Annotated in this window: 12 protein-coding genes; 11 read left to right on the plus strand and 1 reads right to left on the minus strand. The window is 71.3% G+C overall.

All coding sequences use genetic code 11. The features are described from left to right. Positions 1-80: 80 nt before the first annotated feature. Positions 81-1,727, minus strand: coding sequence for an aminotransferase class III-fold pyridoxal phosphate-dependent enzyme (locus tag ASF44_RS12335; RefSeq protein ID WP_056899523.1), 1,647 nt, complete (start codon positions 1,725-1,727; stop codon positions 81-83). Between the two features lie 54 nt (positions 1,728-1,781). Here ASF44_RS12335 and asd point away from each other — a divergent pair, with 54 nt between their 5' ends. The 11 genes from asd to ASF44_RS12390 all read left to right on the plus strand — a co-directional run bounded on the left by asd (position 1,782) and on the right by ASF44_RS12390 (position 13,178). After that, positions 1,782-2,693 carry an archaetidylserine decarboxylase gene (asd, locus tag ASF44_RS12340; protein ID WP_082524725.1) on the plus strand — a complete coding sequence of 304 codons (912 nt, stop codon included), beginning with the start codon at positions 1,782-1,784 and terminating at the stop codon, positions 2,691-2,693. A gap of 425 nt (positions 2,694-3,118) precedes the next feature. Further along, positions 3,119-4,090 carry a tripartite tricarboxylate transporter substrate binding protein gene (locus ASF44_RS12345; RefSeq protein WP_082524726.1) on the plus strand — a complete coding sequence of 324 codons (972 nt, stop codon included), beginning with the start codon at positions 3,119-3,121 and terminating at the stop codon, positions 4,088-4,090. A 34-nt stretch (positions 4,091-4,124) separates the two neighbouring features. Then, positions 4,125-4,940: an SDR family oxidoreductase gene (locus ASF44_RS12350; RefSeq protein ID WP_056899524.1), complete on the plus strand. Its 816-nt coding sequence runs from the start codon at positions 4,125-4,127 to the stop codon at positions 4,938-4,940. Between the two features lie 37 nt (positions 4,941-4,977). Next, positions 4,978-5,526, plus strand: a complete 549-nt coding sequence (locus tag ASF44_RS12355) for a cupin domain-containing protein (protein WP_056899525.1) — start codon at positions 4,978-4,980, stop codon at positions 5,524-5,526. A 29-nt stretch (positions 5,527-5,555) separates the two neighbouring features. Next, a complete protein-coding gene (locus ASF44_RS12360; RefSeq protein WP_056899526.1) occupies positions 5,556-6,431 on the plus strand; it encodes an alpha/beta fold hydrolase in 876 nt (291 codons plus the stop codon). Further along, positions 6,428-7,273, plus strand: a complete 846-nt coding sequence (locus ASF44_RS12365) for an IclR family transcriptional regulator (protein ID WP_056899527.1) — start codon at positions 6,428-6,430, stop codon at positions 7,271-7,273. The genes ASF44_RS12360 and ASF44_RS12365 overlap by 4 nt, the downstream gene beginning before the upstream one ends. 23 nt (positions 7,274-7,296) lie before the next feature. Then, positions 7,297-8,133, plus strand: coding sequence for an SDR family oxidoreductase (locus ASF44_RS12370; protein WP_156374471.1), 837 nt, complete (start codon positions 7,297-7,299; stop codon positions 8,131-8,133). After that, the gene (locus ASF44_RS12375; RefSeq protein WP_056899528.1) at positions 8,126-9,850 is read left to right on the plus strand and encodes a thiamine pyrophosphate-binding protein; all 1,725 of its coding nucleotides are present in this window, start codon (positions 8,126-8,128) and stop codon (positions 9,848-9,850) included. Before ASF44_RS12370 ends, ASF44_RS12375 begins: the two co-directional genes overlap by 8 nt. 22 nt (positions 9,851-9,872) lie before the next feature. Further along, positions 9,873-10,688, plus strand: coding sequence for an aspartate dehydrogenase (locus ASF44_RS12380; protein WP_056899591.1), 816 nt, complete (start codon positions 9,873-9,875; stop codon positions 10,686-10,688). Between the two features lie 27 nt (positions 10,689-10,715). Then, complete coding sequence (locus ASF44_RS12385) at positions 10,716-12,191, plus strand: aldehyde dehydrogenase (protein ID WP_056899529.1); 1,476 nt, start codon at positions 10,716-10,718, stop codon at positions 12,189-12,191. Between the two features lie 18 nt (positions 12,192-12,209). After that, positions 12,210-13,178 carry a VOC family protein gene (locus ASF44_RS12390; RefSeq protein ID WP_056899530.1) on the plus strand — a complete coding sequence of 323 codons (969 nt, stop codon included), beginning with the start codon at positions 12,210-12,212 and terminating at the stop codon, positions 13,176-13,178. Positions 13,179-13,180: the final 2 nt, after the last annotated feature.

Here is a 13,180-nt window from a genome sequence, read left to right on the forward strand (position 1 = left end):
GGTTCGACCAGGCCGCCGGCGGCCTTTGCACTGGCGCTGCCGCACAGACGCCGGGCGGCCAGGCCGCCCGGCCCACCCGCTCAGGCCCTGCCGAACATCTCGCGCAGGATGCGGCGCTGGATGGTCTTCTTGCTCAGGCCCGCGTCCTGCCACCACCAGCCATCGGCCTGCATGGCCTGGCAGCCCGCGACGAAACGGCGTGCCACCTCGGCGAACTCGGCATCGCCGTAGTTCAGGCTGAAGATCAGCCGGCCCGTGCCGACCCAGCTCAGCGCCAGGCCCTGCGCGCGTAGGTAGTAGGGCAGCATCCAGTGGTAGCGCGAGGCCTGCGTGAAGCCCACCGCCCAGACCGTGGACATGCCGCCCACGCGCACCGGCAGGCCGGCGCCTTCGAGCAGGCCGTTGAGCTGCGCGGCGCGGCCTTCCCAGGTCACGTCCAGGTCCTGGTACATGGCCTGCACGGCGGGCGTGGCCAGGCGCTCCAGGAACACCTGCATCGCGCCCATCACGTAGGGGTGGGCATTGAAGGTGCCGCGCGCGAAGCAGATGTCCGCCGGCCGGTCTTCGCGCCAGCGCTGCATGAGCCGGTGCGGGCCGCAGACCACGCCCACCGGCAGGCCGCCACCCAGCGTCTTGCCGTAGGTGACCATGTCGGCCTGCACGCCGAAGTATTCCTGCGCGCCGCCGGGCGCCAGGCGAAAGCCCAGGAACACCTCGTCGAAGACCAGCACGATGCCGCGCGCGGTGCAGACGGCGCGCAGCTTGTGCAGCCAGGCGGTGTAGGCCGCGCGGTCGAAGGCCGGCGCGGCGCGGCCGGCGACCAGCGCCGAGTCCGATGGCGCGTTCGCGTTCGGGTGCAGCGCCTGCAGCGGGTTGACCAGCACGCAGGCGATGTCGCGCCGGCTTGCGAGCACGCGCAGCGTGCGCTCGTCCATGTCGCGCAGCGTGTAGGTGCGCTCGGCCGAGACCGGGTTGCCGATGCCGGGCTGCACGTCGTCCCACCAGCCGTGGTAGGCGCCGCAAAAGCGCACGATGTGCGTGCGCCGCGTGTGGTAGCGCGCCAGCCGCACGGCCTGCATCACGGCCTCGGTGCCGGACATGTGGAAGGACACCTCGTCCTTGCCCGAGATGGCGCGCAGCGCGCGCACGTTGTCGAGCACGGCCGGGTGGTAGCTGCCCAGCACCGGGCCCAGGTCCTGCACGCGCGCGCTGCCTTCGGCGATGCAGGACTTGTAGAAGTCCTGGCCGAACAGGTTCACGCCGTAGGAGCCGGCCAGGTCGTAGAAGGCATTGCCGTCCAGGTCCGTCACCTGCACGCCCCTGCTTTCCTGCACGAAGGCGCCCATCTTGAGGCTCTCGCGCAGCACCCGGCTGTACTGGAAGGGCACGCGGTAGCGGCTCGTGAACTGCAGGTCGGCGATGCCCTCGCGCGCGGCCTCGGTCATGGCCAGCGTCTTCGGGAAGCGCTGCGCGAACACCGCCGCCAGGCGCGCCATGCCCGCCTCGCGCTGAGCCGCCACGGCGGCGGGTGCGCCATCCGAGTCGAAGAAGCGATCGCGCCCGAAATCGTAGAACGGCAGCTTGCGCGCCACGCGGCGCGACAGCTTGGAATGCCCGGCCAGCGAACGGTGCTTGGCGCGCGACAGCGCCAGGCGTTGGCTGGCCGCCGGCAACAGGGCCAGCACGGCCGCGGCACCGAAGCCGCCAAGGAATGTGAGTTCGTTCATGGGATCCGAGGAAATGGCGATCCCCCATTGGTAACCCTTTCATTTGTCAACACGATGACGCAGACCACCGCCCCGACCCATCCGTCCGCCCTCGCCCGCCTGCGCGACCGCCTGCTGCTGCAGGAAGACCTCAACTTCCTGCTGACCAACCGCGTGCCGCGCCTGGCGCTGACGCGCTTCATGGGCTGGTTCAGCAAGATCGAGAACCCACTCGTGCGCGAAGCCTCCATCGCCATCTGGCGCGCCTGCACCGACATCGACCTGTCGGACGCGCAGGAGCAGCGCTTCAAGAGCCTGCACGCCATGTTCACGCGGGCCTTGAAGCCCGGCGCGCGGCCCGTGGTGATGGACCCAGATGTGCTGGCCAGCCCCTGCGAAGGCATCGTCGGTGCTTGCGGCGCGGTGGACGGCACGCGGCTGTTCCAGGCCAAGGGCTTTCCGTACGAGATCGGCGAGCTGTTCGGCGACGAGGAGGCCGCCCGCCCCTGGCACGGCGGCCAGTACGTGACGCTGCGGCTGACCTCGGCCATGTACCACCGCTTCCACGCGCCGCACGACGGCACGGTGGAGCAGCTGCGCTACCTCTCGGGCGACACCTGGAACGTGAACCCGATCGCGCTCAAGCGCGTCGAGCGGCTGTTCTGCCGCAACGAACGCGCCGTGCTGCGCATGCGGCTGGCTGGCGGCCAGCCGATTGCACTGGTGCCGGTGGCGGCGATCCTGGTGGCCAGCATCCGGCTGCACTTCATGGACACTCTGCTGCACCTGCGCACGCTGGGCGCGCAACCGGTGGACTGCGCGGCGCCTTTCGCCAAGGGGCAGGAGATGGGCTGGTTCGAGCACGGCTCGACCATCATCGTGCTCGCGCCCAAGGGCTTCGCGCTGGCCGAGGGCATCGCCGAGGGCGCGCGCATCCGGATGGGGCAGGCGCTGATGCAGGTGGGCTCCACGGCACCCTGCGCTTGATCGGCAGGTGATGCCCGGGCGACGCGTTCGCCCGCACCGACCCCGCGTTCTCGTCCTGCTGCGTCAGGGCGCGAGCGCGCACGCCCTGTAGCGCCCCCCGTCCGCAGGCCGCGCCCCACACGGCGCCGTGTGCTCGCCACCCTGCGGGCCCAAACGCACACGCACACGCACACGTACAGGGCAGACCGCACCAAACCGCTGCGCCATGCGCGTCACAACCGGGCGCGGCGCCGCTCGACGCCCCTTTTTTTGCGCCCTGGCTGCTGGCATCAAACCTGCTTTGTCTCATTGGCAAACCAGTGATTCACCAGTAAAACATATAAACCTGGGGTTTCTACTGATTTCAAGCGCACGCATCGATCGATAATTCGACCTAAGCGTTCCATTAGTAAATCCATGTTTCACCAACGAAACAAACAACAACCATGACGAGCCTGATCCGCAAGTTGTTCCTGGCCGGCGCCGTCGGTGCGCTGGCATTGTCGGCAGCCGCCGAAGGCTATCCGGCCAAGCCCATCACCATCGTCGTCGCCTACCCGGCCGGCGGCGACACCGACGCGCTGGCGCGCGTGTTCGCCGAGAAGCTCTCCGCCCGTGTGAAGCAGCCCGTGGTGGTCGACAACCGGGCGGGCGCCAGCGGCGTGATCGGCAGCAGCTACGTGTCCAAGGCGCCGGCCGACGGCTACACACTGCTGATGGCGCCCAGCACGTTCTCCATCGCCCAGCTGGTGCTCAAGACCGGTTCCGGCAGCGGCTACGACGTGGTGAACGGCTTCACGCCGATCTTCCAGCTCGGCACGCAGCCGCTGTTCCTGGCCGCCGGCCCGGCCGGCAAGGCCGCCACGCTCAAGGACGTGCTGGCCGCCTCCAAGGCAGCGCCCATGGCCTACGCCAGCCCCGGCAGCGGCTCGCCCATGCACATCCTGGGCGAGATGTTCAACAAGGCCTCGGGTGCGGGCCTGCGCCATGTGCCCTACAAGGGCATCGCCCCCGGCATCACCGACGTGGTCGGCGGACACGTGCCGTTGACCTGGGTGACCTACGGGCCGGCCGCTCCATACCTGGCCGACGGCAAGATGCGGCTGCTGGCCGTGGCGCAGGGCGCGCGCTCGCCGCTGGCGCCCGAGGTGCCCACGCTGGCCGAGCTGGGCTACAAGGATGTCGAGGTCGTGGCCTGGAACGGGCTGTTCGGTCCCAAGGGCCTGCCGGCCGACATCGTGCAGCAGCTCAACGGCCACTTCAACGAGATCCTCAAGATGCCCGACGTGCTGGACCGCATGAAGACGCTGGGCACGCTGCCCGTGGGCGGTGCACCGGCCCAGCTGGCCAAGACCAATGCGGCGGACCTGGAGCGCTTCACCCGCATCGTCAAGGAACTGAACATCCTGCCCGACTGACGTCCGGACCCCTCCACCTGTGATCCGCCCCACCATGACACAAGCACACGGCATTGCCGACCCCCGCAGCCTCGACGGCCTGCTCGCCGAACTGCCGCGCGACCTGCTGCGGGGCCGCCGCGTGCTGGTCACCGGCGCCGCGCGCGGCCTGGGGCTGGCGTTCGCCAAGAGCATCGCCCAGGCCGGCGGCCGCGTGGTCCTGGCCGACGTGCTGGCCGAACTGGCGCAGGCCGAAGCCACCGCCATGCGCGGCGCCGGCCTCGATGCGCAGGCGCTGGCCGTCGACCTGCTCGACCCCGAATCCATCCAGCGATGCGCCGAGCAGACGCTGCAGCGGCTGGGCGGCCTGGACGGGCTCGTGAACAACGCCGCCATCACCAACTCCGGCGGCCGCGACGCCCACGCGCTCGACGTGGCCACCTGGGACCGCGTGATGGACGTGAACGTGCGCGGCACCTGGCTCACGAGCCGCGCCTGCCAGCCGGCGCTGGCGGCCAGCGGCCACGGCGCCATCGTGAACCTGGCGTCCGACACCGCGCTGTGGGGCGCGCCCAACCTGCTGGCCTATGCGTCGAGCAAGGGTGCCGTCATTGCGATGACGCGCTCGCTGGCCCGCGAATGGGGCGGCGACGGCATCACCGTCAACGCGATTGCGCCCGGCCTCACGCTGGTCGAGGCCACCGAATACGTGCCCCAGGCGCGCCACGACAAGTACCTGGAAGGCCGCGCCCTGCCGCGCGAGCAGCAGGCCGTGGACGTCTGCGGCGCCGTGCTGTTCGCCCTGTCGCCGCTGGCGCGCTTCGTCAGCGGCCAGCTGCTTGCCGTCAACGGCGGCTTCGTGATGCATTGACCGAACCGGATCGCCACCCCACCCCAAGGAGTTCCCCATGACCGACCTCTCCGAACAACAGAAGATCGACGACGCCGCCCCGAGCTGGGCCCGCCCCGAAGGCGCCAGCCTGGAGGACTGGATGGGCGCGCGCATCGCGCGGTATTCGACGCGCAAGTACGACTGGAACGCGCTGAAGTTCCAGGCCGACGTCGACCCCAAGTTCCGCCGCGCGCAGATGCGCTACGTGGGCACCGGCGGCACCGGCGTGATGGCCGACGTCAACACCGTGCCGGCCGAGCACTTCACGTTTTCCACCATGGTGATCCCGGCCGGCCACGAAGGCCCGCCGCACCTGCACATCGACGTGGAAGAAGTGTTCTTCCTGATCCGCGGCAAGCTCAAGGTGGTGCTGACCACGCCGGAGGGCGAGCGCTTCGAGACCATCCTGACCGACCGCGACCTGATCTCGGTGCCGCCAGGCGTGTACCGCGAGGAGATCAACGTCGGCGACGAGGACGCGCTGATGTGCGTCATGCTGGGCGCCAAGAAGCCCATCACGCCGACCTATCCGGCCGACCACCCGCTGGCCAGGATCAAGCGCTGAGCGCCCTGCCGCTGCCCTGCCTCGCCGCCATGACACCCTCCACGCTGCCCCCGTTGCCTGCCGCGGAACTGGAATTGCTGGACCAGCATTTCCCCGAACGCACGCTGGCCCTGGCCCATGGCCGGCAGGCCGTGCGCGAGGCCGGCGCGGCGGACGCGCCCGCGCTGGTCTGCCTGCACGGCATCGGCTCGGGCGCGGCGTCCTGGCTGGGCGTGGCGCGCACGCTGGCGCCGCAGGCACGGCTGATCGCCTGGGACGCACCCGGCTATGGCGTCTCCAGCCCGCTGCTGGCCAGCGCGCCGCGCGCCGCGGACTATGCGGCGCGGCTGGCCGAGCTGCTGCAGGCCCTGGACATCCGGCGCTGCGTGCTCGTGGGCCACTCGCTGGGCGCGCTGGTCGCCGGCGCGGCGGCGCGACCGGACAGCGCGCTGCGCGAGCGCATCGCGCGGCTCGTGCTGGTCAGCCCGGCCCGCGGCTACGGCGGCGCCGGCCGCGAGCCGCAAGCCCGGCAAGTGCGCACCCAGCGCCTGGCCGCGCTGGCCGAGGGCGGCATCGCCGGCATGGCCGGCCAGCGCGCGGACCGGCTGCTGTCCGCCGATGCGGACGCCACCGCGCGCCAATGGGTGCGCTGGAACATGGGCCGGCTCAACGAAGGCGGCTACCGCCAGGCCATCGAGCTGCTGTGCGGCGACGACCTGCTCGCGGCGTTGCCGCCCGCCATGCCGGTGCGCGTGCTGTGCGGGGCCGAGGACGTCGTGACCCCGCCCGCCGCCTGCCGCGACGTGGCCGCGGCCTGCGGCGTGGGCCTGGAAGAATTGCCCGGCGCCGGCCACGCCTGCTATGTCGAACAGCCCGGGACCGTGGCCCGCGCGCTCCTGCAAGAACTTCACAAGGCCACCGCATGACCAATGACGACACCCTGCCGACCACGGACGAGGGCGGCGACCGCTACAACGTGCCCGCGCTCGAGCGCGGCCTGCGCATCCTGTCCGAATTCGGCCACGACGCGCGCACGCTGTCGGCGCCCGAACTGGCGCGCCGCTTCGACCTGCCGCGCTCCACCGTGTTCCGCCTGCTCACCACGCTGGAGAACATGGGCTTTCTCGAACGCACCGAGGGCGGCCGCGAATACCGCCTGGGCCTGGCCGTGCTGCGCCTGGGCTTCGAGTACCTCGCGTCGCTGGAACTGACCGAGCTCGGCATGCCGGTGCTCAACCGCCTGAGCGAAGACGTGGGCCACATCTGCCACCTCGTGGTGCGCGACGGCCGCTCCATCGTCTACGTGGCCAAGACCGCCTTCTACTCGCCGTTCCGCAGCACCGTCAGCGTCGGCACGCGGCTGCCGGCCCACGCCACGGTGCTGGGCCACGCCATGCTGGAAGACATGACGCTGCCCGAGCTGCGCGCGCTGTACCCCGAAGACAAGCTGGAGCGCTTCACGAGCCAGACACCCGCCACCGTCCACGCGCTGTTCGACATGGTGCAGGCCGGCCGCGAACGGGGCTACACGGTCAGCGAGAGCTTCTACGAGCCCAACATCTCCACCGTGGCCACCTCCGTGCGCGACCGCGCCGGCCATGTCGTGGCGGCGCTGGGTGTCACGGTCAACGCCGGGACCCTCGAGCCGGCCGAGGTCGAACTGCTGTCGGCCCGCGTCTGCAGCGCGTCCGCCGAGATCTCCGAGCTGCTGTACGGCGTGCGCCCCGCCCTGGCCCGCAAGGTCGTGCCGCTGCGCGGCGGCGCCTGATCCCTTTCGCCCACCACACCACCATGACCACCCCCTCCAGCCCCTCCTTCCTGGCCGCCGACGCGCTGGCCGGCCGCACCGCCGTCGTGACCGGTGGCTCCTCCGGCATCGGCCTGGCCACCGTGCAGGTGCTGCTGGCCTGCGGCGCGGCCGTGGCCCTGTGCGGCCGCGACGGCGCACGGCTGGACCGGGCGGTCACGCAGCTGCGCCAGGAGTTCCCGCGCGCCCGGCTGTTCGCCCAGCGCTGCGACGTGCTGGACGCGGCCTCGGTGCAGGCCTTCGCCAGCGCCAGCCAGGCCGCGCTCGGCCCGGCGTCCATGCTGGTCAACAACGCCGGCCAGGGCCGCGTCTCCACCTTCGCCGACACCGCGGACCAGGCCTGGGTCGACGAGCTGCAACTCAAGTTCTTCTCGGTCATCCACCCCACGCGCGCCTTCCTGCCGCAGCTGGCGGCCGAGCGCCAGCGCCTGGGCGACGCGGCCATCACGTGTGCCAACTCGCTGCTGGCACGCCAGCCCGAGCCGCACATGGTCGCCACCTCGGCCGCGCGGGCCGGCGTGCTGAACCTCGTGCGCTCCATGGCCGCCGAGTTCGCGCCGCAGGGCGTGCGCGTGAACGGCATCCTGATCGGGCTCGTGGAATCGGGCCAATGGCGCCGCCGCTTCGACGCACGCGACGACACCTCGCAGGACTGGGCCGCCTGGAGCGGCCAGCTCGCCAGCGACAAGCACATCCCGCTGGGCCGCCTGGGGCTTCCACTGGAAGCCGCACGCGCGCTCGTTTTCCTGTCCTCGCCGTTCGCCTCGTACACGACCGGCAGCCACATCGACATCTCCGGAGGCCTGTCCCGCCATGCTTAAGCCCGTCACTTCCACCGCCTCCACCACCCAGGCGCAGCAGGCCACCGTCGGCGCCGTGGTCGCCGCCTTCCTCGAACAGTGCGGCGTGCAGGCCGCGTTCGGGGTGATCTCCATCCACAACATGCCGATCCTGGACGCCTTCGCGCAGCGCGGCAGGACGCGCTTCGTGATGGCGCGCGGCGAGGCCGGCGCCGGCAACATGGCCGACGCCTACGCGCGCTCCACCTCCAGCCTGGGCGTGTGCATCACCAGCACCGGGCCCGCGGCCGGCAACATCGCCGGCAGCCTGGTGGAGGCCCGCACCGCCGGCACGCCGCTGCTGCACATCACGGGCCAGATCGAGACCCGGTACCTGGACCAGAACCTCTCGTACATCCACGAGGCGCCGGACCAGCTGACCATGCTGGGCGCCGTCTCCAAGGCCGCGTTCCGCGTGCGCAGCGTGGAGACCGTGCTGTCCACCCTGAAGAAGGCCGTGCAGCTCGCGCTGACCGCGCCCACCGGCCCGGTCAGCGTGGAGATCCCGATCGACATCCAGCAGGCCGTGGTCGCCATGCCGGCCGATCTGTCGCCGCTGCCGGTCGTCCAGGCCGCCCCCGGCGCGGACGCGCTGGACGCGCTGGCCGACGCACTGGCCCGGGCCCGCCGCCCGCTGCTGTGGCTGGGCGGCGGCGCCCGCCACGCCGGCCGCGCCGTGCAGCGCCTGAAGGCCCTGGGCTTCGGCATCGTCACCACCGTGCAGGGCCGCGGCATCGTGGCCGAAGACGACCCGGCCTCGCTGGGCGCCTACAACATCCACAAGCCGGTCGAAGCCTTCTACCAGCGCTGCGACGCCATGCTGGCCGTGGGCACGCGCCTGCGCAGCAACGAGACGCTGAAGTACGAGCTGAAGCTGCCGCGCCCGCTGTACCGCGTGGACGTGGACGCCGCGCAGTCCGGCCGCTGCTACGCCGACGACGGCTTCGTCTGCGGCGACGCGGCCCTGGTGCTGGCCGGCCTGGCCGACCGCCTGGAGGCGCGCGGCTACCGGGCCGACCCGGAGCTGCTGGCCGACCTGCGCCACACGCACCAGGAAGTGGTCGCCTCGCTGCACGACGGCCTGGGCGTCTACAGCCAGCTGGTGCAGCAGCTGCAGAAGGTGGCCGGCCGCAACTTCAACTGGGTGCGCGACGTGACGGTGTCCAACAGCACCTGGGGCAACCGCGAACTGCGCTTCTTCCAGGCCGACGCGGGCGTGCACGCCACCGGCGGCGGCATCGGCATGGGCATGCCCATGGCGATCGGCGCGGCGGTCGGCGCGGCGGCCACGGGCTCTGGCCGCAAGACGCTGGGCCTGGCCGGCGACGGCGGCTTCATCCTGAACCTGGGCGAGCTGGCCACGCTGGTGCAGGAACAATGCGACGCCCTGATCGTGCTGATGAACGACCAGCGCTACGGCGTGATCCAGAACATCCAGGATGCGTCGTACGGCGGACGCCGCTGCTACGTGGAGCTGCACACGCCGGACTACGCGCAGCTGTGCGCCTCGATCCAGCTGCCGCACGCCCGCGTCCAGAGCCTGGACGCCCTGTCGGCACAGCTGGAGGCGGCCTGGCGCCAGCCGGGCCCCTTCCTGCTCGAGATCGACATGCGCGCCATCGGCAGCTTCAAGACCAGCTTCTCCGGCCCGCCGGTGAACAAGCTGGACCAGATCCCGGCGCTGCAGCCCGCCGCCTGAGGACATGCGCACCATGCCTACCATGCCCACCTTGCCCACATTGCAAGTGGCCCTGATCGGCTGCGGCGCCATCGGCACCGCGCTGCTGGAACTCGTGCAGCACGACACCGGCCTCGCAGTGGCCGCCATCGTGGTGCCGCAGGCCGGCGTCGAAGCCGCGCAGGCCGTGGCCCGGCGGCTGGCCCCTGCGGCCCGCGTCTGCGACAGCGTGCCGCACGACGGCATCGCGCTGGTGGTGGAAGCCGCCGGCCATGCCGCCATCGCACAGCACGTGCTGCCCGCCTTGCGTCGCGGCGTGCCCTGCATCGTGGCCTCGGTCGGCGCGCTGTCGGCCGCCGACCTGGCCGAACAGCTGGAAATGGCCGCCCACGCCGGCGGCACGCAGGCCCAGCTGATCGCCGGGGCCATCGGTGCCATCGATGCGCTGGCCGCCGCGCGCATCGGCGGGCTGGACAGCGTGCGCTACACCGGCCGCAAGCCGCCGCAGGCCTGGAAGGACACGCCGGCCGAGGCCGGCCGCGACCTCGCCAGCCTGGCCACGGCCACCGTCATCTTCGAAGGCTCGGCCCGCGAGGCCGCCCGGCTCTACCCCAAGAACGCCAACGTGGCGGCCACCGTGTCGCTGGCCGGCCTGGGCCTGGACCACACCATGGTGCGCCTGGTGGCCGACCCCGGCGTGACCGAGAACGTGCACCAGGTCGAGGCCGCGGGCGCGTTCGGCAGCTTCGAGCTGACCATGCGCAACCAGCCCCTGGCCGCCAACCCCAAGACCTCGGCGCTCACGGTCTACAGCGCCGCGCGCGCACTGCGCAACCGCACGGCCGCCGTGTCGATCTGAACTCCCTCGCCCCTGCAAGGCCCCAAGATGCCCTCCCTGGAAATTCTCCCGATCAACGTTGCCGGCGTCTGGCGCCTGGGCGGCGGCGATGTCTACGACAGCCTGTACCCCGCCACGGGCGAGCCCATCGCCCGCCTGCGCGCGGCCAGCCTGGCCGATGTCGAGGAAGCCATTGCGCGTGCCGACCACGCCTTCCGCACCAGCGGCTGGGCGCAGATGCTGCCGCACCTGCGCGCCGCCGTGCTGCACCGCGTGGCGGCCCTCATCCGCGAGCGCGCCGAGCCGCTGGCCCAGCAGCAGCGGCTGGACAACGGCAAGCCCATCAACGAGACGCGCGCGCTGGTGGCCAGCGCCGCGGCCACCTTCCAGTTCTTCGCCGCCGCGCTGGAGACGCTGGAGGACACCATCACGCCGTCGCGCGGCGACTTCGTGACCATGAGCGTGCACGAGCCGATGGGCGTGGTGGCGACCATCACGCCGTGGAACTCGCCGATCGCGAGCGAGGCGCAGAAGCTTGCGCCGGCCCTGGCCGCGGGCAATGCCGTGGTCGTGAAACCGGCCGAGGTCACGCCGCTGATGGCGCTGGAGCTGGCCAGGATCTGCGAAGAGGCCGGCGTGCCGAAGGGCATCGTCAGCGTGCTGCCGGGCAAGGGCTCGGTCATCGGCGATGCGATCACCAAGCACCCGCTGGTCAAGCGCGTGTCGTTCACGGGCGGCACCACCACAGGCAAGCACATCGCCCACATCGCGGCCGACAAGATGATGCCGGTCTCGCTGGAACTGGGCGGCAAGTCGCCCACCATGGTGCTGGAAGACGCGGACCTGGACCATGCCGTGGCCGGCGTGCTCTACGGCATCTTCAGCAGCTCGGGCGAGTCGTGCATCGCCGGCTCGCGCCTGTTCGTGGCGCGCCCGATCTACGACGAGTTCGTGACGCGCGTGGCCGCGGCCGCCAAGGCGCTGCGCGTGGGCGACCCCGCGAGCGAACGCACGCAGATGGGCCCGCTGATCACGGCCAGGCACCGCGAAGGCATCGAGCGCTACGTGGACCTGGGCATCAGCGAAGGCGGCCGCATCCGCACGGGCGGCGTGCGCCCGCACGGCGCCGGCTTCGACAACGGCTACTTCTACATGCCCACCATCCTCGAAGGCCTGAGCAACCGCGCGCGCATCGTGCAGGAAGAGATCTTCGGCCCGGTGCTGGTGGCCATGCCGTTCGACAACGAGGAAGAACTCATCGCGCAGGCCAACGACAGCATCTACGCCCTGGCCGCCGGCGTCTGGAGCCGCGACTTCAAGCGCGCCTGGCGCCTGGGCCGCGCGGTGCAGGCCGGCACGGTCTGGGTCAACACCTACAAGCAGTTCTCGGTCTCCACGCCGTTCGGCGGCTGGCGCGACTCGGGCCTGGGCCGCGAGAAGGGCCGCGAAGGCATCTTCCAGTACATGGAGCAAAAGAGCATGTACTGGGGCACCAATGCACAGCCCCTGCCCTGGGCGAACTGAACCACTGGAGCACCCGACATGAGCGTTCTCGGCATCGACCAGATCACCTACGGCACGGACGACCTTGCGTTGTCGCGCCGCTTCTTCCAGGACTGGGGCCTGACCCTGGCGCACGAGAGCGCCGACACGCTGGTGTTCACCTGCCTCAATGGCTGCCGCGTGGTCGTGGCCGCCATGGACCACCCCGGCCTGCCGCCGGCCATCGAACCAGGCCCGACGCTGCGCGAAGTGGTGTGGGGCGTGGAGCGCGCGGAAGACCTCGCGCGCTATGCCGATGCGATCCGCCACGACCCGGGCTTCGTCGACACCGAGGTCGACGGCGCGCGCCGCATCGGCTGCACCGACCCCAACGGCCTGGCCGTGCGGCTGCAGGTCACGAGGAAGCGCGACATCGCGCTGCAGAGCGCCGCCATGAACACCTGGAGCGACAAGCCGCGCATCAACCAGCCCAGCCCGGTCTACGAGCGCGCCACGCCGATCGAGGTCGGCCATGTGGTGTTCTTCGCGGCCGACGTGCCGGCCTGCGAGGCCTTCTACGCCAGCCGCTTCGGCTTCGTCTCGTCCGACCGCTACCCGGGCCGCGGCGCCTTCATGCGCTGCGCGCCGAGCGGCGGCCACCACGACCTGTTCCTGTTGCAGCTGCCTTCGGGCAAGCGCGGCATCAACCACGTGGCGTTCACCGTGCGCGACATCCACGAGGTGTTCGGCGGCGGCCTGCACTTCTCGCGCTGCGGCTGGGAGACGCAGCTCGGCCCGGGCCGGCACCCGGTGTCGTCGGCCTATTTCTGGTACTTCAAGAACCCGGCCGGCGGCCTGATCGAGTACTACGCCGACGAGGACCAGCTGACCGCCGACTGGCAGCCGCGCGAGTTCGAACCCGGCCCCACGGTGTTCGCCGAGTGGGCCGTGGACGGCGGGCTGGACGGCCACACGCGCCGGCAAAAGGGCGTGGACGCCGGTGGCAAGTTCCTGACCGAGAAGAAGTGAGC

The organism is Pseudorhodoferax sp. Leaf274 (assembly GCF_001422445.1).
GTDB lineage: Bacteria > Pseudomonadota > Gammaproteobacteria > Burkholderiales > Burkholderiaceae_C > Pseudorhodoferax.